Raw genomic sequence first — 20906 nt, 5'->3', positions numbered from 1 at the left:
CGTTGTCCTCGAACCTCTGGGTCCTGCGCGATCGCTCGGTGCTGTGCCTCCTGTCGGCCCGTTCCGTCTCCCTGCTCGGCAACGCGATCGCTCCGGTCGCCCTGGCCTTCACCGTGCTCGAACTGCCGGACGGGTCGGCCACCGGGCTCGGTCTGGTGCTCACCGCCCGGCTGGCGAGCCAGGTGGTGTTCGTCCTGCTGGGCGGCGTCGTCGCCGATCGGTGGCCCAAGTACCGGGTGATGGTCGGGGCGGACGTGGTGGCCGGGCTCGCGCAGGGCGTCGCGGCCGCGCTGGTGATCAGCGAGCACGCCTCGACGCTCTCCCTCGCCCTGCTGGCGTGCGTCAACGGCGCCGCCGCCGCCCTCTTCGAACCGGCCTCCCGGTCCGTGATGCCGCAGCTGGTCTCGGGGAATGTCCTGCAGTCCGCCAACGGCCTGCTGCAACTGGCCATGCGCGGCGGGAACATCATCGGTGCGGCCGTCGCCGGGATCCTGGTCGCCCTGGTCGGCGCCGGGCCGACTCTGGCCATCGATGCGGCCTCCTTCCTCGTCTCCGCCGTGCTCCTGTCCGGGATCCGGCTGAAGTCGACCCCGCCGACCGGAACGTCCACGTCTTTGGTGCGGGAACTACGGGACGGTTGGAAGGAGTTCACGGCACGCCAGTGGGTGTGGGTGATGGTGGGCCAGCTGTGCGTCGTGAACGTGCTGCTGGCCGGCGGCTTCTACGTGCTCGGCCCGGTGGTCGCCAAGGACGAGTTGGGCGGGGCGCCCGCCTGGAGCCTGATCCTCACCGCCCAGGCCATCGGCTACGTGGTCGGCAGCACCACGGCCGTACGGCTGCGCACCCGCCGCCCGCTCCGGCTGGCGGCACTGCTGACCATGGGCTTCCCGCTGCCCTTGTTCCTGCTCGCGTCCGGGGCGCCGGTCGCCGCCGTCGCCGTGCTCGCCTTCGTGGCGGGCGTGTGCATCGACGTCTACGAAGTGCTGCTGGACACCGCCCTGCAGCAGAACGTGCCCGAGGACAAGCTCGCCCGGGTCATGTCGTACGAAGCCGTGGGCTCGTTCGCGTTCGTTCCGCTCGGGCTCGCCCTCGCCGGTCCCGCGTCGGCGGCGCTCGGCGTCGGTCCCGCGCTGGTCTGGGCCGGCGCGCTGATCGTGCTCGCAGGACCCGTCGTCCTGCTGCTGCCCTCGCTGCGTGCGGTCGACGAGGGGCAGTCCCCGCAAGGCGCGACATCCGCGGTCTCCGTCCCGGCTTCCGGCCCGCCCGAGGATCACTCGGACACGGGCGCCGACCCGGCCCGCGGCGATCACCGATTGGAGGAGTCATGACCACGTTCGCCACGACCAACAGCACCGCGTCCCACCGCCGGCTCACCGGCTGGAGCGGTGACGCCGACTACTTCGTCTTCCGCGAGTACGACACCTTCGAGCCGGGGGCGCTCCTCGACGTCCTGCACGGCCGGATCGCGGGAGTCATGTTCCGCGGCATGGTGAAGCCGGGCACCTGCACCGAGCTGGCCGAGCGGTTCTGGGCCAGCCCCGCCAGGAGGGCCCGCGGCGTGGAGGCACCCGGCTACTTCCTGGGCGCCTACCACTACCACAAGACCACCGCGGCATACCTGGACGAGACCGCGGAGGTGGCCGCGGCGCTCGACGACGTGCTGGCCGTTCCCGACGATCCCCTGAAGATCTTCTTCGCAGGCCTGGACAGGGCGCTGGCCGAGGACGGCGCCACGGTACGGCCGGCCCGGCACGAGGACCGGGAGGCCTGCCGCGGACTGCTGCGCTCCTGGCACGGCCAGGGCGAGTACGCGCTGGCCCCGCACGACGATCTGTCCCAGTGCACCGAACCGCAGCAGGCCGACTTCGAGATACAGAAGGTGGCCGGGTACCAGCCCGCGGCGCTGAACATCTGCCTGGAGAACGGCGACGGCGGCCGGCTCGCTTACTGGAACATCCGGCCCGACGAAACGTCCAAGCACGCACTGGGCCTGCACTACACGGGGTCGCCCTACCCCCTGGACACCCTGGAGGGCATCGAGCTGAAGTGGGTCGACGTGCACGCCGGTGACGTCTATGTCTTCAACGGCGCCCACGTCCACGCGGTCGAGCCCAACACCGATCCGCAGCTGCGCCGTACCACGCTGGCGGGCATTCTCGGCTTCGTCGACGACAAGACCGTGGTGTCGTGGACATGAGCGACACGCGTCCCTTCCCCGCCCGGCTGCTGCGCAGGCCGTCCGAGGACGCCGAGGCCCGCGTCTTCTGCTTTCCGTACTCCGGTGTGGGCGGCTCGATGTTCTCTCAGTGGCCCCGCATGATCGGCACCGCCGAGGTGTGCCCGATCCAGCTCCCGGCCAGGGAGAACCGGGTGCGGGAGCCGCACTACGGCACCTACGAGGAGCTGGCGGCCGATCTGGTGAAACAGCTGCTGCCCTATCTGGACCGGCCGTTCGTGCTGTTCGGGCATTGCGCGGGCGCGCTGCCCGCGTTCGAGACAGCGGCCCTGCTGGCCGAGCGGGGTCTGCCACTGCCGCACCGGCTGGTCGTCTCGGCCCAGGTGCCCCCGCACCACTGTCCGCAGGACCGTTTCCTGGACATGGACGACGAGCAACTCGGCCGGGAGCTGGGCCGGATCATCGTCGAGCGGGGCGGCGAGCCGCATCCCGCCCTGATCGAGCTGACGCTGGAGGTGCTGCACCAGGACCTCGACGCCAACCGTGTCTACCGCCGGCAGCGTCCGCTGACTCTGCCCGTCGGCATCACGGCGCTGCACTGGGCCGACGACGAGGAGATCACCCTGGAGCAGATCCGGCCGTGGCAGGAGTACTCGGCGGACGTCCGGTTCCCTGTGCTCGACGGCGGGCACTACGCCTTCCTCTCCGCACCGGAGCAGCTGACGGACCTGTTCGCGTCGCTGCTCGCCGACCCGAGGAGCCCCGAGCCGAGTGGTGCGGGGACCGGTCACGGAGGAGGTCGGGGCTGATCATGCAGACCATTCACGGGGTGTTCGCCGAGCGGGTCCGCGAGACACCCGACGCGGTCGCGGTCAGCGCCTGCGACGGCGAGCTGACCTACGCCGAACTCGACGCCAGGGCCGACCGCACGGCGCGGCGGCTGTGGCGGCACGGGGTGCGACCCGGAGACGTCGTCGCCGTGCACGCCGAGCGCTCCGCCGCGGCGGTGGCGATGATCCTGGCCGTGCTCAAGGCCGGTTCCGCCTACCTGTCGCTGGACGCCCGACAGCCCTTCGAACGGCGGCAGACGATCCTCGACGACGCCTCGGTGAAGGTGGTGTTGTCGCAGGCCCACCTGGCGGCCGAGATGTCGAGCCACGGCCGGACGGTACTCACCCCGGACGGCGACGGGCAGGCGGACGACGGCGGGCAGGCGGACAGCGGCGGGCAGGCCGCGAGGCCGGCCGCTGTGACCACCCCGGAGGACATCGCCTACGTCGCCTACACCTCGGGGTCCACCGGCCCTCCCAAGGGTGTGTGCGTTCCGCACCGGGCGGTGCTGCGCCTGGTGGTCGGGACGGACATCGCCGACATCCGCCGGGACGACGTGTTCCTCCAGTTCGCGCCCCTCGCCTTCGACGCGTCGACGTGGGAGGTCTGGGGGGCGCTGCTGGCCGGGGCTCGGCTCGCCGTTCCGCCGCCCGGGCAGCTGTCCGCGGCCGAACTGACCGCGTACGCGGGCCGCGAGGGCGTCACGATGATGTGGCTGACCGCCGGTCTCTTCCACCATGTCGTCGACACCGGTCTGGCCGAACTGCGCGGGCTGCGCTACCTCCTGGCGGGGGGCGACGTACTGTCCGCGCCGCATGTCGCCCGCGCCGTCGCCGCCCTGCCGGAGACCACCGTCGTCAACGGGTACGGGCCCACGGAGAACACCACGTTCAGCTGTTGCCACCCCATGCGGGAGGCGCCCGTGACCACGACGGTCCCGATCGGCCGGCCGATCAGGGGCAGCGGGGTGCGGGTCCTCGACGAGCGGCTGCGCCCCGTGCCGGAGGACGGGGAAGGCGAGCTCTACGTCACCGGTGAGGGCCTGGCCCACGGCTATCTGGGGAACCCGGGACGGACGGCGGAGCGGTTCGTGGCCGACCCGTACGCGGCGACGCCCGGCGCCCGCATGTACCGCACCGGAGACCGGGTGCGGTGGCTGACCGACGGCACGCTGGAGTTCCTCGGGCGCGACGACGACCAGGTGAAGATCCGGGGCTTTCGGGTCGAGACCGGCGAGGTGGAGTCGGCGCTGGCCGCGGTGCCCGGCGTGGCCCGGGCAGCCGTCGTCGTCCAGCGGGCACCGTCCGGCGAACGCCGGCTGATCGGCCATGTGGTCGCCGATGACGGAGGTCAACTCTCCGCGCTGGACGTGCGGGAGCGGCTGGTGCGGGTGCTGCCCGACTACTGCGTGCCCGCCCTCGTGCGGATCGTCGACACACTGCCGCTCACCCCGAACGGCAAGGTGGACCGTGCCGCTCTGGCCGCCGCGTCGGTGCAGGAGAGGCCCGAGCTGAGCGCGCCCCATCGGGCGCCCGAGTCGCCGGTTGAGCGGGCGATCTGCCAGCTGTGGACGGACCACATCGGCGTCCTCGGGGTCGGCGCGGACGACGACTTCTTCGAGATCGGCGGGCACTCGCTGCTGGCCGTGACGATCCTGGGCGAACTACGGCGGTCGTACGGCGTCGAGATCTCGCCGCGCTCCCTGTATCTGGACCCGAGCCCCGCCGGGCTGGCCCGGGCCGTGCAGGAAGCGAGGTCGCGATCGTGACGGAGAACCCGGCGGGCGGCTGGTCGGTTGCCGACCTCGACACGGTCGACCTGGACGGCGTCGACCTGTTCGACGCGGGCTTCCACGCCGCGAGCGACCCCCATCTGACATGGGCGGCCATGCGGCGCCGGGCGCCGCTGCACCGTCAGGAGCTGCCGGACGGACGCGCCTTCTGGTCGGTCACCCGCTACCAGGACGCCTGCCGGGTGCTCGGTCAGCACCGCGAGTTCACGTCCGAGCGGGGCAGCCTTCTCCAACAGCTCGGGCGGGGTGACGCGGCGGCGGGCAAGATGCTCGTCGCCACGGACCCGCCCCGCCACGGCGAACTGCGCCGCCCGCTGCGGGCCCTGTTCAGCGGTGCCCCGCTGATGGCGGCCGAGCAGCGGATCCGGGCTGCCGTGGACGCGGTCCTGCGATCCGTCGCCGACGACGAGGTGTGGGACGTGAGCGAGCACGCCGCGCTGCTGCCCATGGCCGCGGCCGCGGCTCTGATGGACCTGCCCGAGGAGGACTGGCCGGACCTCGTGCGGTGGACGGGCATGGCGGCGGCGCCCGAGGATCCGGTCCACCGCACGGGCAGCAGCGCCGCGACGCTCGCCATCGCACACCACGAGCTGTTCGAGTACTTCGCGCGAACGGCCCGGTCGAGGGCGGGCACCGAGGGCGACGACCTCATCCGCCACCTGACGGCCGTATCCGTCGACGGGACCGCGCTCACCCGGGACGAGGTCGTCGTCAACTGCTACAGCGTGCTGCTCGGCGCCAACGCCACCACTCCGCACACCGCGGCGGGCACCGTGCTCGCGCTCGCCCGGAACCCGGAGGTGTACCGGGCGGTGCGGGAGAACCCGGAACTCGTCCCGGAACTCGTGGAAGAGGGACTGCGTTTCACGTCCGCTGCCCGCTCCTTCCTGCGGCACGCGGTCCAGGACGTCGAACTGAGCGGCGGCCTGGTGCCGGCGGGGGACGCGGTGGCGGTGTGGGTGGGCTCGGCCAACCGTGACGAGACCGTCTTCGCCGACCCCGAGCGGTTCCTCGTGCCCCGGCCCGACAACCGGCACATCGCGTTCGGATACGGCCCCCACTACTGCCTGGGCGCAGCCGTCGGCCGGCTGACCCTGCGCGTCCTCTTCGAGGAGATCGTCGCCCTGGTAGAGGAGTTCGAGCCGGCCGGGCCGCCGCGCCGGCTCGCGTCCAACTTCGTGGCGGGGTTCACCCGGCTGCCCGTCCGCACCCGGCTGCGCGCGGACGCACGCCGACGCGTCCCGCCCCAGGCCCGTTCGCTCTGAGGGAGAACCCATGACTGCCTCTGTCACCGACCTGCTCCTGGATCTCATACGCACGCACCTGGGCGATGAGGAAATCGGCCCGGACGACGACTTCTACGCGATGGGCGGGGACTCGCTCACCGCGCTGCGCGTCGTCACCGAGGCGCAAGGCCGAGGTCTGTCCGTCTCCCTGCGGGACCTCCTGTACTACCCGACGGCCCGCGATCTGGCGGCCCACCTCGAACAGGCCAACACCTCCGAACAGGCCAGTGCCGGACAGTCCCTCGGGGCAGCCGCGTCCGGCGCCGCCGGGCCGGCCCGCGCCGGTCTGCTCGACCCGGTGGACCGGGCCCTGGTGCCCGACGCGGTGACGGAGGCGGTCCCGGCCTCGGCGCTCCAGGTCGGGATGATCTACCTGTGCGAGGCCAGCGGGGATCCCGAGCTGTATCACTCCAGGACGGGCTGGAGGACCCGGGCGGCCTTCGACGAGAAGCTGTTCCGCGAGGCGCTGACCACGGTGAGCCGCCGCCACCCGGCGCTGCGTACCTCCTTCGACCTCGGTACGTTCTCAGTGCCCGTCCAGCTGGTGTGGGCCGAGGTCGAGCCACGGCTCACCGTCGAGCCGGCTGACCAGGACGGTCCTCACACGGCAGCCGAGCTCGCCCGGCGGTGGAGCGCGGAGCAGGTGAAGCGGCCCCTCGACTGGAGCGGGGCGCCGCTGCTGCGCTGCCATGTCGTGACCGAGCGGGACTCCTTCCAGGTGGCGCTCTCCTGCCATCACGCCATCGCCGACGGGTGGGGGCTGGGCCGGATGATCGTGGACCTGCTCACGGTGTACGACGCGTTGCTGCGGGGCGTCGCCCCCGACCTGCCGGAGCTCCCCGCCACCGCTCACCAGGACTTCGCCGCCGCCGAGGCCGCGGCCATCGCCTCCCCCGAGGCGGCGGAGTTCTGGCGGGCCGAGGCGGACGTGCCCGTGCTGCTGATCGACCCGGGCGTCCGCACGGCCGCGGCGAACGCGGTCGGCCAGCACGCCTTCGGCCTGGAGCCGGAGCTGCTCGAGGCGTTGCGGTCGGCGGCGCGGCGGTCGGGGGCGTCGCTGAAGGCCTTCGTGCTCGGCGTGCACGCCTGGACGCTCGGCGCCTGGCTCGGCCGCGACCAGGACATCGTCACCGGCGTGGTGGTCAGTACCCGTCCGGAGACCGCGGACTCCGACCTGGTGGTCGGCCTCTACCTGAACACACTCCCCATGCGGTTCGTGCGGACCGCGCGGTCGTGGGCGGAACTCGCCGGGGACGCCATGACGGCCGAGCGGCGATCCATGCCCCACCGGGCGTTTCCGCTGGCCCAGATCGAGACCCGGCTCGGCCGTCCGGCCTTCGACGTCACGTTCAACTACACCGACTTCCACCTCTACGAGGGTCTCGGGAACCTGACCGCCCTGCGGGCCGACGGCTGGTGGGTGGAGGGCAAGCCCAGTTTCCCGTTCCGTGTCGACTTCGAGGTCGAGGGGCTGGAGGGCGGCAGCCGCGTCGTCGTGGACTTCGACCCCGACCTGGTGGATCCGAATCAGGCGGAGCATTACGCCGAGTTGTACCGTCAGGCGTTGGCCGCTGCGGCCGAGGATCCCTCGGCCCCGGCCCAACTGCCGTCGGTATCGCGGGCGGTGCGCGCATGACGGGGGGTCGGCCGGTCATCGCCGTCGTCTACGACAAGGGAGCCGTGGCCGCCGGGGACATCGCCGTGGGGCTGCGTGACCTCGCGGACATCGTGTTCGTCGTGGCACCCACCGATCATGTGGCGCGGCTCGCGGAGGTCCTGGACACCCTGGGGTCCGTTCTCCCGCTCACGGGTGACCCGGCGGTAGATGCCGCCGCGCTGCGCGGGTACGGGCCGTCGGCGCTCGTCACCTTCAGCGAACCGATGTTACGGACCGCGGCCCGGCTCGCCGCCGATCTCGGGCTGCCCTTCCACGACGAGGACACGGCCCGGCTGCTCACCGACAAGGTGCGTCAGCGGCGACGGCTTCGGGAGGCGGGCGTCGACGAGGTGCGCAGCCATCCGCTGCGGGTGCCGGCGGACTGGTCCACGGCGGTCGCGGCGGTCGGTCTTCCGGCGATCGTGAAGCCCGTCAGAGGTGAGGGCAGTCGCCACACCCACGCGGTGTACGACGCGGCCGCGGCCCCGGCTCTGCTGGCCGACCTGTTCGCCGCCGTGCGCACGTCCCCCGGCCACGAAGCGCCGCTCGTCGTCGAGGAGTTGCTGGTGGGCAGGGCCGGGCTGCCGTCCGGTGACTACGTGTCCGTCGAGAGCCTCTGCGGCCCCGACGGAGTGGTCCACTTGGCGCTGACCGGAAAGTTCCCGCTGGTCCATCCCTTCCGGGAGCCCGGCCAGTACTGGCCGGCCCAAGTGTCCGAAGCGGAACGGCAGGAGATCCTCGACCTGACGACGCGGGCGCTGATGGCCCTGGGCGTGCGCACCGGCCTGACCCACACCGAGCTCAAGTTGACCCCGTCGGGTCCGAGGATCATCGAGGTCAACGGGCGGGTCGGCGGGCACATCAACGAGCTGTCCCGGCGCGCCTGCGGAGTCGACCTGGTGCGGCTCGCGGGCCGACAGGCACTCGGCGAGGAGGTCGAGGCCGGCGAACTGCGGCCGGAGAAGGTGCACTTCCAGCACCACGGGCTCGCACCGGTCGCCCCGTGCCGGTTCGTCGCCGTCCACGGCCGACGGGAGGCGCGGCAGCTGGACGGGATCTCCGGGTACCGCACCTTCGTGCGGCCCGGCGACGATCTGCCCGGCGGGGTGATGACCCACGAGATGGACATTCTGTGGGGCGCCTGCGACGACCACGACGCGATGACCGCCGTTATCGCGAAGGCCTTGGCGGTTCTCACCTACGAATTCGAGGACGTGGACGGCATGCACCGGGTGTCCGCCGCGTCCCTGCTGGCCTGACCCGAAGTCACGAACCCTACCCAGAGAGGACGACATGGCAGCACTGACGACGGTCACCCGGTCGGCCGAGAGCCTGGTGACCGAGCTCTTCTCCATCATCGACGCGGCACGCTGGGACGACCTCGGCCGCGTCTTCGCCGAGAACTGTGTCTACGACCGTCCCGGCTACGAGCCGCTGCGGGGCCTGGCGCGAATCGAGCGGTTCTACCGCGTCGAACGCGTCATCGCCTCCGGGCGCCATCAGGTACTGCACATCGTCAGTGACCTGGAAGCCGCCGCCTGCTGGGGCAGGTTCGCCGGCACGAGCCGGTCCGGTGAACCTCTGGACGAGCAGTTCGCGGACACCTACACGGTGCGCGACGGCCGGATCGTCGGCCGTCGTACCTACTTCTTCCGGCCGGCGATCTGATGGCCACTCAGACGAGACGCGGCGCGATAGCCGCTGTGGTCGATCCCCGTACAGGGCGGTGCATCGGCGAGGTCCCGCTGCTGTCCGCAGAGGACGTGCCCCGTGTCGCGCGGACGGCCGCGGCGGCGGCGCCGGGCTGGGCGGGGACGACCGTGGATCAACGGGCCCAGAAGATCCGGCACCTCGCCGACGTCCTGGCCCGTCGACTGCCCGAACTGGCGCCCCGGTTCAGCCAGGAGCACGGCAAGACGCCGGCCGAGGCGATGGCGGAACTGCAGCGCGCGGTGGAGACCCTGCGGTGGAGCGCCGACGCCGCCCTCGAGGTCACCCGGCCCATCGCGCTGCCCGAACGTGCCGGGGTCGCGCGTGAGGTCGTGGTGGACGCGGCCGGCCCTGTGCTGGCGATCGTGCCGTGGAACTTCCCTGCCGTGGTACTCGCCCGCAAGCTCGGTCCGGCGCTCGCCATGGGCTGCTCCGTCGTCGTCAAGGGCCCCGAGGAGACCCCGTGCGTCGCCGCCGCGGTGGCCCGGGCGGCGGCCGAAGCCGGGCTGCCCGACGGTCTGGTCCAGGTGGTGCACGCGGCTCCGGCCGAGGCCGAGGCCCTGGTGCGCCGCCCGGAGTTCCGGCGCGTCTCCTTCACGGGCTCCACCGCCGTCGGCCGTCTGGTGGCCGCCGCCGCTGCGGAGCAGCTCACCACGTGCGTCCTCGAACTGGGCGGCCACGCACCGGTGATCGTGACCGAGGACGCGGATGTCGAGGCCGCGGCGGACGCCCTCACGATCGCCAAGTTCGGCTCGACCGGCCAGAGTTGCGGCGCACCGAGCCGTTTTATCGTGCACGAGCAGGTCGTCGACGCCTTCGTGCGACGCCTGGTGCGGTGCGCGCCCGCCCCGGACAGCGAGCCGGGCGGCACGATGGGGCCGTTGAACAGCGCGCGCCGCCGCGACGCCGTGCACGCCTTGGTCGAGGACGCCGTACGCGGCGGCGCGCGCCTGCTGCTCGGGGGGCGCGTCCCCGGGACGGCCGGTTTCCACTATCCGGCCACTGTGCTCGGCGACGTGCCGCCGCAGGCGCGGATCCTGCACGAGGAGCCGTTCGGTCCGGTCGCGCCGGTCGTGCCCTACCGCGACGACGCCGAAGCCGTCGCGCTGGCCAACAGCACCGCGTACGCGCTGTCGGCGTACGTCTACGGCGAGACCGCACACGCGCGGGAGCTGGCACGGCGGCTCGACGCCGGGAGCGTCGGCGTCAACTGCTCCCCAGGGGCCGCGCCCGACGCGCCCCTTGGGGGACGAGGCGCGAGCGGGTACGGCTATGAAGGCGGCGTGCAAGGCCTGTTGTCCTTTGGGGCGTTGAAGGTGGTGCAGCACCTGGACCGGCCCACGAGCGGCGCCCCGGACGAAGTGGAGGCCGACCCCACCGGCCCCGGAGTCAGTCCCTGAGGAAACCTTCGACCGAGTGGCGGAAGTACTCCGGTTCGTCCAGCCACGGATGGTGGCCGGCGCCCGGAACGGTCTCGAGACGGCCGTGCCGATAGAGTTCCGCGGTCAGCGCGGCCGGCCGGGTACCGGCGACGCAGTCCTCGGCGCCGGCCAGCACCAGCACCGGGACGGCCACCGACCCCAGGAACCGCAGCCGCTCGGCGGTCGCCTGCTCGGCCGGGTTCCCTCGTTGAAGTTCTCCCCTCCCTTCGCAAGCTCAGGAAGGGGATTCCTGTCTACCTTGCGGCGACAGGTTTGACGGTTTTACCCGCCCTGCGACCGCGCCTTCCGGCGGCCGGGACCTCCACGATGACATGGCCGATCCGGTACAGGTGCAAGATGTTCCTCGCTGCATTCCAGTCGGCGTTCGCCGTCCAGCCGCAGTCGGGGTTCTTGCATACGAACAGTTCCCGGCTCTCTCGGTTGCCGGGGATGGTGAAGCCGCAGGCTGAGCATCGCTGGGAGGTGTGTGGGGCGGGGACCTTGACGAGCCGGCCGCCGTAGCGGGCGGTCTTGTACGTCAGCATCGTCACGGTCCGGCCCCATGCCTCCTGGGCGATGGAGCGGTTCAGTCCGGCCTTCGCCTTGGCCCCATTGCGCAGGAACGCGCCCTGCTGCTCGGGGTCGGGCCTGGGGGCCGGGCTCTTGGTCATGCCGAGGATGTTGAGCTGTTCGACCACCAGCACGCCGTACGTGCGGGCGAGATACCTGGTCGTCTGGTGCTGCCAGTCAAGGGCTCGTCGCGTGGCTTTTGCTCGGAGCTGCTTGATCTGGTCGTAGGTGTGCTGCAAACGCTTGGAGGTCTTCTCCCCGCGTTTGCGGAACGTCTTGCGGTGCGCGGCCTGCCGCTCCAGCTTGAGGAGCTTGGCCTTCTCCTTCTCAGTCAGCCACCTGTCACGGTCGGAGTCACCGTTCGGCAGGCGCGGCGGGCGCCCGTGGTCCTGGTGGTCCTTGTTCGAGAGGGCGAGGGGGATGTTCACTCCGGCGTCGATGCCGGCCTCCGGCCCCCGGTGCGGCTCAGGGACGCGTTCGAGGGTCTGGATGCGGAAGGCGATGTGCCAGCCCAACGCGTCCTTGACCAGCCGGGCGCCGGTGATCCGGTTCTCCTTGTTCGCCCGCTGGCCGACCGGGAGATCCTTGGTCCAGCGGAAGCGGACCCGGCCCACCTTGGGAATGTTGACCATGCCCCACCGGCGGTGGACGCGGACGATGTTCAGGTCCCGGCCCTGCGGAATGTCCACGGACATCGGCGAGCGGAAGCGGCCCTTGTAGCTGGGCTCCTCCGCCCGTCCCTCCCAGCAGTTCACCCACGCCCGGTGGTACGTCTTCAAGACGGCCTGCGCGGCCTGGGCGGGAAGGACGGCGAGGTAATCGAGATCCTTACGGGCCTGCCGTATCGCAGCGTCCGCGCCTGCCAGGGTGCGCTTGCCCTTGGGCATCATCTGCCACCAGGAGTGCAGGCAGTTCCACATGGTGCGGGCCGCGTGCGCCTGGTCATCCATGACGCGGATCTCGGCAGGGCTCAGTGCCAGTCGGGCGCGGTGCCCGAACTGCCGCTTCACCAGGCCGAGTTCGCTCATGACGATCACTCTACTACAATTGGTTTATGTCACCACGCTGGAATCCAAACCCTGACGTACGCACCGGCCGTCACGTCGTCTACAACCTGCACGTGCACTTGGTGTTTGTCACCAAGTACCGGCGCAAAGCCATGACGGACGTCATGCTGACGCGCTGCGAAGAGATCATGCGGGAGGTGTGCACGGACTTCGAAGCCGACCTCAAGCAGTTCAACGGCGAGGAGGACCACGTACACCTGCTCGTGCACTACCCGCCGAAAGTCCAGCTCTCCAAGCTGGTCAACTCCCTCAAGGGCGTCTCCGCCCGCCTGCTCCGCAAGGAGTACGACGCGCACGTGCGCCGGTACCTGTGGGGCGGCCACTTCTGGTCCGGCTCCTACTTCGCCGGAAGCTGCGGCGGGGCGCCCCTGACCGTCATACAGCAGTACATCGAGCGACAGAAACGCCTTGTGAGCTGAGATCAACAGTGCAGACCCGTGCTCCGGTGAGGGTCACCCCTACTTTGAGATGGCCTTCACCATCCGGCCTGAAGGCCGGAGCACTGGCCAAGATCAAAGGTAGAAGGCGTCGTAGAGCCCGGCGGGAGGCCGGACGCGGTCGGCTTCATGGTGGGCGCGCGTCTCGTCGGTCCACCTGCCGTACAGAAAGGGAGCCAATCGCCGCTGGGCTTCTTCGGCCTCGGCACCTGACACGCCCGTGGCCAACAGTTCCGCGGCCTCAGAGGCGGAGCGGTACCACGGCTCGTCGGCGCGGCGCGCCCTAAGGGTGGCGACCTCGGCCGAGTCGACCTCCCGCCCGACGCGGCCCGCGGGCGCGACCAGCGCCAGACGGCGCACCCCGTCCGCGAAGGAGGCCGCGTAGTGCTGGGCGGTCAGGGCACCTGCCGAATGCGCCAGTACGTCCACGGGTCCGGCTCCCAGGTGACGACGCAGCGCCTCCAGATCATGGACCTGTTCGGAGTACGCATAGCCGGCCAAGTCGGCCGGCACATCCGAAGCACCCGCGGCGCGTGAGTCCACCAGGACGAGCGTCCGATGCCGGTCGAGCCCGCCCAGGTTCCCCAGGCTCCGCACGTCCGTTCCCGGCCCACCGGCCAGGCACACCAGCGGCGGGCCCTGCCCGAGCATGCGATACGCGATCTTCGTCCCGTCGTGTGCCACGACATACGGCATCCCTGGGCTCCTCCTAGCCGTTGAGCTTGACCCATTCGGGGTCGGGGCCGGTGTGCAGCTGACGCGCCACGACAACAGCCCGAAGTGCGCGGTTAGCGGTTCGCTTGCGCATGAAGAGACGTACGGTCCCGCCCCGCCAAGCACTCTAGATATGAACTGATATGAATGCCTCGCGTGCAGGAGAGGCCCGCGTGTATCACGGGCGGTGTACGTCCGCCGCAGGCACGGGCCACCGCCCCTGCGGCCCGAGCAGCGCGCGGAGAGGTTCATGAGACGTCTGGATCCCACCGATCCGCATGCCATCGGCGGCTACCCCCTGTTGGCGCGACTCGGCGAGGGCGGCATGGGGCAGGTGTTCCTCTCCCGCACGGCGTCGGGTCGCCCGCTGGCTCTCAAGACCGTACGCACCGAGTTCGGTCTGGACCCGGGGTTCGAGCAGCGGTTCGCCCGCGAGATCGCCAGCAGCGACCAGGTGCGTTCCCCGTGGACGGTGTCGGTCGTCGATTACAGCCCCGCGGGTCACCGGCCGCAATGGCTGGCCACGGAGTACGTGGCCGCGCCGTCCCTCGCGGACTGGGTGGCGTGCGAGGGCCCGCTGCCCGAGTCCGCCGTCCGGGCTCTGGCGGCGGAACTCGCCGAGGGGCTGCGGGCCGTGCACCGGGCGGGGCTCGCGCACCGCGACGTGAAGCCGTCCAACGTGCTCCTGGCACGCCGCCATCCGCTGCTCATCGACTTCGGAATCGCCCGGGCCGCGGACGACACCCGGCACACCCGTACCGGCGGTGTCATCGGCTCCCCCGGTTACATGGCACCCGAGCAGGTCACCGGGGGGATATCGGCCGAGCCCGGCGACATCTTCGCGCTGGGCGCGGTCCTGGTGTACGCCGCCACCGGGAACGGACCTTTCTGCACCCGGGCGAGGATCCGTCCGCCGCCCAACTGCTCTACCGCATCGCGCACGAGGAGCCCGTACTGGACGGCGTACCGCGGCCGCTCGCGCCCTTGCTGGCCGCCTGCCTGGAGAAGTCACCGCAGGCCCGCCCCACCGCGGACGCGCTGTTGGAGAGGCTCGCGGCGAGGCCCGGCGTCTGGGCCCCGGCCCTGCCGCCGGGCCTGGAGGCGGACATCGCCGCGCGGGAAACCGAGCTGGCGGCGCTGCTGGAACACTCCGCACCCCTCCCCCCAGAGTCCCAACCAGCGCCGGACCCTGCACCGCAGACCGGGTTCGGGCCACCGCCCGAGTACGGCTCGCCGATCGCGTACGGCCCTCCCCCCGCCCTCCCGTCGAATCCCGCTCCCGGCCATGTGCCCCTCGCCCCGTCCGGGGCCGGTTCGGCGCCCGGCCGGTCGTCAGCGCGGGCATGGACGGCCGCCGTGGCCGCGAGCGCGACCGCGGCCGTCGTCACGGCGCTGGCCTGGCCCGACGGCTCTGACGACGCGGCGGGTGGGAACGGTCGTACGACCCCGCCCACCTCCACGTCCCCCTCCCCCACCGCTGCCGGGAATGCCCTGCCCGCGTCCTGGGTGGGCACGTGGAAGGGCACAGGCCCCGGTAGCCCCGCTGGCGACGGCATCATCAACGCGCGCACGACCCGGGTGGCCGTGACCGTCACCCTCCACGCCGCGGACCGGGGCGAGATGGTGGGCAGACAGATCAGCCACGTAACCGAGGAAGGCACAGGCCGGGACCTCGGGTGCACCGAGACGCTGCGTCTGCGGGAGACGCATGGAACGTCCATGGTCTTCGAGGCGGTCACCAGCGCTCCCACGGATCCGTCGGCCGGAGTGCTGTGCGCGCGAGGCAACCTCTACACCCTGGCGAAGACCCGCGCCCACACCCTGACCTTGGGGGACGAGGGCAGCCAGACCACAGGATCGCCCTCCCGGCTGACCCGCTCCTCCTGACCCGCTCGGAGTCCTGCGGGTGAGCGATCAGGGTGTCCCGGACCGCTCCTGTCGCAGGCACCGTTGACCCGGGCTCAAGCACCCCTCATATTGCTGGAGTTCGACGGAACACCGCGCTCAGCACGCCGGTGTTTTCGCTCCGTAGGGGGCTGGAGGACATGTGGGTGGGGTCTGGCTGGTCTTGGCGCTCTTGTTTGTTGCGGGTGCAGCGGGGGGTATACGGGCAGGCTGGCAGCTGCACCGCTATCCCGGCGGCCGGGAGTATGCGTTCGGGGCCGGACATGAGGCTGAGAGGCAGAGGCTGGACAGCCGTCGTGATGCTCGCTGCGCAGCACGGCTCTGCGGGAGCTCGGGGAGGCTCGGGACCGTGTCATCGCAGCTGATCAGGCCTACGAGCGGCGCATCGGCGAGCTGACGCAGGCATGGCAGCATCTGCAGGAAGATCTCGGCCGGGGCGAGCTGACCAACGGGCCGTTCGGCACGATGTCGCTGTATCAGCACGTGGTGGTCTTCAAGGGCGAAGACGTACCGCTGAAGGGCCTTGCGGTAGAGATGAAGAGGGGCGAGAACCACCACTACCTGTATCTGACCCTTCCCCAGGGCTACCAGGATTTCGAGACGTTCGCATTCGACGAGTACGCGGAACACCAGGTCCACAGCTTCGAGTTGGCGATCCGCAACGCGGTCATCGCGGAGGAGGGGACCTGCGCCGAGCGCGAGGCGTCGATCCGCACAGTGGAAGCGCACCTGGCGGCTGCCCGGGCGGACACCGGCCCGAAGCAATCCGCCCGTGAGCACCTGGACTCGGTCCGCGCCCGACAGGACAACGACGGCAAGCTCAACCAGGCGCTGGCGGAACTCGGCACAGCACTCGACCGCTGGGAGCAGCGCACTGGGCGTCGGCCTCCTGCCTGACCGGGCGGACGGTGTTCAACGTCGCTGTGTTGAGCGGTGTTTGGTGAACAAGCTCAGATACGGCGCACGGTGTGCAGTGTCTTGGCGTACGTCCCCGAGCCGTCGAGCAGGGACGCGCCGCCCAGGTCGGACATGGTGGGCCCGTTGGCCGTCTTGCGGCTGGAGAGGAAGCGGCGTTTGCCGCCGTCGTCGAGACCCAGATAGATGCCGACATGGTCGACGGTCGGGCTGACCCCGTCGTCACCGGAGTCGGCGTTGAACAGCACCAGGTCGCCCGGCTGGAGCAGGGCCGCGGCGGGCGGGGTGGTCCCGGTAGCGCGGTCGACGACCACGCCCGGCGCGTAGTCGGCGATGTGCCGGGACTTGCGCGGGATCCGGGTGCCCGAGGTGTCCTCCTCGGCGGCCAGGGGAACGCTCAGGTGGTAGCCGTAGACCATGCGCGTATAGCCCGAGCAGTCGAGGTTGCCGACCTGTTTGCTGGATGGCCCCTTGTACGTGCCGCCCGGGAAGGTCCAGCCCACCTTCATGTACTCATGGAAGTCGGCACCCTCGAGCCGGTAGCCCTGCGCGTCGAGATAGCCGTAGCCTGCCTCGCCCAGCACTTGCTTGCCTTGGGCCGGTCCGGCGCCGGCCGTGACCGCCGGAGCGCCGCCGAGGAACATCGCGGCGTACGCCAGTACGTCCGGGACGGTGGATCCTGCCCAGCCGCGGATCGTCTGCTCCAGCTCGGCGGTCCAGGCGCCGTCGAACGGCTCGGGCAGCAGCCGCGCCCAGTCGCCGTGGGTGACGGTCGGCAAAACCGCCCAGTTCGCGGCGGCCACCTCGAAGCGGGTCACGGACAGTCGGACCGGCAGGTTGGTGCAACCGTCGTTGGCCAAGGCGCGCAGGCCCACCCGGCCCTTGGCCAACGTGGGCGTGGAGTCGGTGACATCGAAGGCCCACGCAGACGGTTCCGCCGACGCGGACTGCCAGGCCTTCGCCTGGATGCGGGTGCCATCCCGGCGCACCCGGATCGTCCAGTCGGTCCCCGCCGGCACACCCGTGGCCAGGGGGACCGCCGTTTCCAGCGGGGTCACGTCGTTGTCGACCTCCTTCTCCAGCCGCATCTCGACCGCCCCGGAGGTGCGGAAGGACAGCCGCGCCCGGTAGTGGTTCTGGGTGCTGCCGTAACCGAAGGTCAGCGCGAACGAACAGGCCTGACCCGTCGGGACCTTGTCGAACCTGGCCGTGCAGTGCACGTCGACGTCGGTGATCTCGTCGTCGCGCAGGCTGGCGTGCCGGCTGTACCCGGCGGTCGTGAGGTCGATGATTCCGGTGCCCGGCACCACCGAGAAGTCGGTCCTGAAGGTTTCGGACGTGACCCACCTGCCGCCGCCCGGCGAGGTGCCCCAGTACACCCGGTCCTCCTCGTCCGACGCGAGGTCCGGCAGCGCCCGCTGGAAGTCGTCCACGAAGGGCCGCTTGTTCTCCACGAACGTCCGCTGTGGTCCGGGGAGTACGACGGTTCGCGCGCCGTGCGTCAGCAGCGCGACGCGCTTGCCGCCGGAGGTGACCTCGGTGCGGGGCGGGGTGCCGGAGAGCACTGTGGTGGTGAGTGGGGTGGTAAGGGCCACCGGCGTGAAGTACGAGGCGCCCAGGGGCGCCATGGTCACCCACGAACGGGCCGAGGACAGACCACCCGGCCCCGGGAAGCCCGGCACGTCCGCCGCCGCGGCGGCACGCGCCGGTGCGGCGGCCAGACCGGTGAGCGGGGCAGCGGCGGCCGAGGCCGCGAAGGCGGCGAGGAGTCTTCGACGAGATGTGTGAGACATGTGTTGCATGATCCATGGCCGCGCACAGAAGCGTCGCGGCACCCCCGACTTCGGCCAGTGCCAAGCGGACTGAGCGGTCCGGCGGGGTACGACAGGCAACGAAGCCGTCGCGGGCAGCCGGACGGAACCACACGGGCGTCGCGCACGTCCCAGAAGTACCGAATGCCGTACGCAGCACACAGGGGGCGAGGCGTGTGACGAGGCGGAAGAGGTGGACGGCCGTGGTGGCCGCGGCCTGTGCGGCAGGGGCGGTGACCGCAGTGGTGGCCGGGTCCGCTGTCTCGGACAGCGATGCCGACGGTGTGTCTCCGGCCGGGCCGAAGGACGGATCTGCGACGTCATCGACGTATCGGCCGCAGGGGGTCGGCAGCGGGGCCACCGAGAATGAAGAGCCGGGGTCGGCCTCGACCTACTGGACGGATGAACGCAGGCGCAGCGCGTCCCCTGCCCCGATGCCCGAGCCGCACGAACCGTAGAAGGCACGGCGCCATGTGCGTGCAATGGCGCCGTGCCTTGTGCTGCCGCGGCAGCAGGACTCAGTGCTGGGACACGTCGTTGTAGACGTTGATCGCCCCGTCACCGTGGTCCGACGACCAGACGTGTTCGTCCTCCCACTCGTCGTCCGGGACATTGGGGTCGGTGTCGTCGATGTGAGACATGGTGCCGATGATGTAGCCGCCGCCGCTGCTGTTCAGGTCGTCGATCCAGGGGCCGCCGCTCGATCCCTGCCCCATGTCGCACACCATCTGCAGCCGCTCGTCCCAGTACCAGATGCTGGCGTCCTCGGTGTCGTCCTGGCAGTAGTACAGCTCATCGCTCGGGAAGTCACGGCCGTTGCCCGCTCCCGGGTAGCCGAGGAACGTCACCTCGCTGAAGTCCTGGCCGTAGCCGAAGCGGAACCCTTGAGCGCCGGTGAACTCCTGCAGGTTGCCGTTGGCGGCCTGGGGAGAGACCTCCACCGCGGCGAGGTCGTACTGGTAGTCCTCCTCGTCCTGCCAGCCTGTGGTCGTGTTGACGTAGGTGGCCTCCCACAGGCCGTGCGGCGCTTGGCCGTCGTCGTCGTCCGGGGCGAACGCCATCGTCCCGACGTCGTAGTACGCGTCCTCGCCCTCACCACCCGGGTGAACGCAGTGCCCTGCGGTCCACAGGGTGTTGCGGTTCTCAGCGTTGATGACGCTCGCGGTGCATTGCATGCCTTGGCCGTCGTTGTTGACGACGAAGAGGCGTCCGGTGGTGATCGCGGGCGCCGATCCGGCCCTGCCCCAACGCTCGGCGTCGTTGACCTCCAGCGGCGACACGTCGCCGCTCTGCGCACTTTGGGCCTTCGGCGCGGTGGGCGGTGCGGACAGTGGGGCGAGTTGTCCGGTGGCGGCGGTCTCTGCCGCGCGCCGGGCGCGCTGGGACTGCTCAGCGCTCAGTTCCGGGAGCGGCACCATCTCGGCCTCAGCCATGCGCTTCGGTGTCCAGTACGCCGAGGCATCGGCCCCGGGCGACGCGACTGCGCCTGCCCCCGCGGAGGCGGCCGCGACCCTGCCTGCTGAACTCTCACTGGTCTCTGCCCCGGTGGCCGCCTGTGCGGGCAGGCCGAGTGCCACGACGGCAAGCGCGATGCCGGTGAGACCGACGCGTAATGCTCTCCGTGCAGATGTGTTCACCCGTGTTCCCCCTTGATGTTCGGTGCATGGATGTGTCGACCGAAACGGGCACAGCGTGGGACACCGGCCACTACATGCAATGGCCATGACAATAAGCGCTTCGACGCCCCCGCCGCGCTCGACACAGCTTGGGAGGGGGATTGGGCGGCGATCAACGCGCGTGACAGGGGTTGTCTGAAAGTTCGCAGTTTCCGGCTGAGAGCGGCGGGTTGAGCGGAAATGGTGTGGTTGAAGGCTGTGGGAGTGGTGAGCAACGCGGCACGTCGCCGGTGCAAGGGGAGAGCACGGTTCCGACGAAACCCGGAAAGCTCGTCCCCTTCCTTGCGTCCTCGGGTCACGGAACATCGTCGTGCCCTCGGGTGCCTCCGGGATCAGCAGCCGGCCGCGCTTCGTGAATGTCGTACTGCCGTCGCACGAGAGCGCGGAGGTCACCGGCTGACTCCGTCTCCCCCGACGCATCTTGGCGATGCGGCGCCATAGTCCGCCTCTGTCGACAGCGGGTGACAGAGCTTGGGCAAGTTCGGTCAACGCCTCGGCCTACTCGGCATCCTCACCGATACGCGCCGCCAGTGCCGCCACCTGGGCGTGGATTTCGCGCGCCGCGTCAGTTCGCCCGACGGCGACCAGCGCGAGCCCGAGCCGTGCGAGGCCATCGCACAGGGCATGCTCGTGCGCGACGGGGTCCTCGGCCGCGAGCCGCCGGAAGACCTCGACACCATCCTCGGCCTGTACGACGACTTCTTCGAGGCTGCCGGCCTTCCGCTGCCGCGTGCCAATGGTGAGGGTCTCCTCGGCGGCGACGCTGCGCTTTCCCAAATCACTTTCCTTATGGGCCAAGTTGGCAAGGGCACGCCCCAGTTCCGGCTCACGCTTTGGTTCGTTCTCAGTGAACCTCTTTCATCCTGAATAATCGCAGGTCAAGAGTGTGTGGATGGCTCGGACGGCGGTGCCGATACGCCGGGTGGAGCATCGGGCTC

At 70.8% G+C, this 20906-nt stretch carries 18 protein-coding genes and 1 pseudogene; 14 read left to right on the top strand and 5 right to left on the bottom strand.

Annotation, left to right across the window (positions count from 1 at the left end; all coding sequences use genetic code 11):
* Positions 1–2: 2 nt before the first annotated feature.
* The 9 genes from ACIA8X_RS45935 to ACIA8X_RS45895 are packed head-to-tail and all read left to right on the top strand — an operon-like array spanning position 3 to position 10852.
* On the top strand, positions 3–1328 hold the full coding sequence (locus ACIA8X_RS45935) for an MFS transporter (protein WP_393462464.1): 1326 nt from the start codon (positions 3–5) through the stop codon (positions 1326–1328).
* The gene (locus ACIA8X_RS45930; RefSeq protein ID WP_393462466.1) at positions 1325–2197 is read left to right on the top strand and encodes a hypothetical protein; all 873 of its coding nucleotides are present in this window, start codon (positions 1325–1327) and stop codon (positions 2195–2197) included. Before ACIA8X_RS45935 ends, ACIA8X_RS45930 begins: the two co-directional genes overlap by 4 nt.
* Positions 2194–2985, top strand: coding sequence for a thioesterase II family protein (locus ACIA8X_RS45925; protein ID WP_393462468.1), 792 nt, complete (start codon positions 2194–2196; stop codon positions 2983–2985). Before ACIA8X_RS45930 ends, ACIA8X_RS45925 begins: the two co-directional genes overlap by 4 nt.
* Positions 2986–2987: 2 nt before the next feature.
* Positions 2988–4775: an amino acid adenylation domain-containing protein gene (locus tag ACIA8X_RS45920; RefSeq protein ID WP_399460741.1), complete on the top strand. Its 1788-nt coding sequence runs from the start codon at positions 2988–2990 to the stop codon at positions 4773–4775.
* Positions 4772–6064, top strand: a complete 1293-nt coding sequence (locus ACIA8X_RS45915; protein WP_399460740.1) for a cytochrome P450 — start codon at positions 4772–4774, stop codon at positions 6062–6064. The genes ACIA8X_RS45920 and ACIA8X_RS45915 overlap by 4 nt, the downstream gene beginning before the upstream one ends.
* Positions 6065–6074: 10 nt before the next feature.
* Positions 6075–7721, top strand: a complete 1647-nt coding sequence (locus ACIA8X_RS45910; RefSeq protein WP_399460739.1) for a condensation domain-containing protein — start codon at positions 6075–6077, stop codon at positions 7719–7721.
* Positions 7718–9001, top strand: a complete 1284-nt coding sequence (locus ACIA8X_RS45905; protein WP_393462476.1) for an acetyl-CoA carboxylase biotin carboxylase subunit family protein — start codon at positions 7718–7720, stop codon at positions 8999–9001. Before ACIA8X_RS45910 ends, ACIA8X_RS45905 begins: the two co-directional genes overlap by 4 nt.
* Before the next feature lie 34 nt (positions 9002–9035).
* Entirely contained in the window at positions 9036–9410 is a 375-nt protein-coding gene (locus ACIA8X_RS45900) for a nuclear transport factor 2 family protein (protein WP_393462478.1), read from the top strand.
* Positions 9410–10852, top strand: coding sequence for an aldehyde dehydrogenase family protein (locus ACIA8X_RS45895; protein WP_393462480.1), 1443 nt, complete (start codon positions 9410–9412; stop codon positions 10850–10852). Before ACIA8X_RS45900 ends, ACIA8X_RS45895 begins: the two co-directional genes overlap by 1 nt.
* Here the strand turns inward: ACIA8X_RS45895 and ACIA8X_RS45890 are convergent.
* Positions 10842–11027 carry an alpha/beta fold hydrolase gene (locus tag ACIA8X_RS45890; RefSeq protein WP_393462482.1) on the bottom strand — a complete coding sequence of 62 codons (186 nt, stop codon included), beginning with the start codon at positions 11025–11027 and terminating at the stop codon, positions 10842–10844. The two genes, ACIA8X_RS45895 and ACIA8X_RS45890, sit on opposite strands and share 11 nt — an antisense overlap.
* A 100-nt stretch (positions 11028–11127) precedes the next feature.
* Complete coding sequence (locus ACIA8X_RS45885) at positions 11128–12471, bottom strand: RNA-guided endonuclease InsQ/TnpB family protein (protein WP_393462484.1); 1344 nt, start codon at positions 12469–12471, stop codon at positions 11128–11130.
* Positions 12472–12497: 26 nt separating this feature from the next.
* On the opposite strand from ACIA8X_RS45885, the gene tnpA reads away from it, so the two are divergent.
* Complete coding sequence (tnpA, locus tag ACIA8X_RS45880) at positions 12498–12929, top strand: IS200/IS605 family transposase (protein ID WP_393462486.1); 432 nt, start codon at positions 12498–12500, stop codon at positions 12927–12929.
* Positions 12930–13022: 93 nt separating this feature from the next.
* Here tnpA and ACIA8X_RS45875 read toward each other — a convergent pair whose 3' ends face one another.
* Complete coding sequence (locus ACIA8X_RS45875) at positions 13023–13643, bottom strand: alpha/beta fold hydrolase (protein WP_393462488.1); 621 nt, start codon at positions 13641–13643, stop codon at positions 13023–13025.
* A 268-nt stretch (positions 13644–13911) separates the two neighbouring features.
* Here ACIA8X_RS45875 and ACIA8X_RS45870 point away from each other — a divergent pair.
* The 3 genes and pseudogenes from ACIA8X_RS45870 to ACIA8X_RS45860 form a co-directional block, all read left to right on the top strand.
* A pseudogene (locus ACIA8X_RS45870) lies at positions 13912–14544 on the top strand (serine/threonine-protein kinase); the annotation flags it as partial.
* A 101-nt stretch (positions 14545–14645) separates the two neighbouring features.
* On the top strand, positions 14646–15548 hold the full coding sequence (locus ACIA8X_RS45865; protein WP_393462504.1) for a hypothetical protein: 903 nt from the start codon (positions 14646–14648) through the stop codon (positions 15546–15548).
* A 483-nt stretch (positions 15549–16031) separates the two neighbouring features.
* Positions 16032–16463, top strand: coding sequence for a hypothetical protein (locus tag ACIA8X_RS45860; RefSeq protein ID WP_393462490.1), 432 nt, complete (start codon positions 16032–16034; stop codon positions 16461–16463).
* A gap of 53 nt (positions 16464–16516) precedes the next feature.
* Here ACIA8X_RS45860 and ACIA8X_RS45855 read toward each other — a convergent pair whose 3' ends face one another.
* On the bottom strand, positions 16517–18274 hold the full coding sequence (locus ACIA8X_RS45855; protein WP_393462492.1) for an NlpC/P60 family protein: 1758 nt from the start codon (positions 18272–18274) through the stop codon (positions 16517–16519).
* A gap of 536 nt (positions 18275–18810) precedes the next feature.
* On the bottom strand, positions 18811–19725 hold the full coding sequence (locus tag ACIA8X_RS45850) for a trypsin-like serine peptidase (RefSeq protein WP_393462494.1): 915 nt from the start codon (positions 19723–19725) through the stop codon (positions 18811–18813).
* A gap of 714 nt (positions 19726–20439) precedes the next feature.
* Between ACIA8X_RS45850 and ACIA8X_RS45845 the strand changes: the two genes are divergently transcribed.
* Positions 20440–20835, top strand: coding sequence for a hypothetical protein (locus ACIA8X_RS45845; RefSeq protein ID WP_393462496.1), 396 nt, complete (start codon positions 20440–20442; stop codon positions 20833–20835).
* Positions 20836–20906 lie beyond the last annotated feature (71 nt).

Origin of the sequence: Streptomyces sp. NPDC051738 (assembly GCF_044453205.1) — a bacterium.
GTDB lineage: Bacteria > Actinomycetota > Actinomycetes > Streptomycetales > Streptomycetaceae > Streptomyces.
The sequence above is the reverse complement of the archived record's forward strand: the minus strand, read 5'-3'. Positions and strand labels throughout refer to the sequence as shown.

Bases quoted from the DNA above. Each gene is read 5' to 3' on its own strand.
- ACIA8X_RS45930 (WP_393462466.1), top strand. From the start codon at position 1,325: ATGACCACGTTCGCCACGACCAACAGCACCGCGTCCCACCGCCGGCTC.
- ACIA8X_RS45925 (WP_393462468.1), top strand. From the start codon at position 2,194: ATGAGCGACACGCGTCCCTTCCCCGCCCGGCTGCTGCGCAGGCCGTCC.
- ACIA8X_RS45920 (WP_399460741.1), top strand. From the start codon at position 2,988: ATGCAGACCATTCACGGGGTGTTCGCCGAGCGGGTCCGCGAGACACCC.
- ACIA8X_RS45910 (WP_399460739.1), top strand. From the start codon at position 6,075: ATGACTGCCTCTGTCACCGACCTGCTCCTGGATCTCATACGCACGCAC.
- ACIA8X_RS45905 (WP_393462476.1), top strand. From the start codon at position 7,718: ATGACGGGGGGTCGGCCGGTCATCGCCGTCGTCTACGACAAGGGAGCC.
- ACIA8X_RS45900 (WP_393462478.1), top strand. From the start codon at position 9,036: ATGGCAGCACTGACGACGGTCACCCGGTCGGCCGAGAGCCTGGTGACC.
- ACIA8X_RS45895 (WP_393462480.1), top strand. From the start codon at position 9,410: ATGGCCACTCAGACGAGACGCGGCGCGATAGCCGCTGTGGTCGATCCC.
- ACIA8X_RS45885 (WP_393462484.1), bottom strand. From the start codon at position 12,471: ATGAGCGAACTCGGCCTGGTGAAGCGGCAGTTCGGGCACCGCGCCCGA.
- tnpA (WP_393462486.1), top strand. From the start codon at position 12,498: ATGTCACCACGCTGGAATCCAAACCCTGACGTACGCACCGGCCGTCAC.
- ACIA8X_RS45875 (WP_393462488.1), bottom strand. From the start codon at position 13,643: ATGCCGTATGTCGTGGCACACGACGGGACGAAGATCGCGTATCGCATG.
- ACIA8X_RS45860 (WP_393462490.1), top strand. From the start codon at position 16,032: ATGTCGCTGTATCAGCACGTGGTGGTCTTCAAGGGCGAAGACGTACCG.
- ACIA8X_RS45855 (WP_393462492.1), bottom strand. From the start codon at position 18,274: ATGTCTCACACATCTCGTCGAAGACTCCTCGCCGCCTTCGCGGCCTCG.
- ACIA8X_RS45850 (WP_393462494.1), bottom strand. From the start codon at position 19,725: ATGGCTGAGGCCGAGATGGTGCCGCTCCCGGAACTGAGCGCTGAGCAG.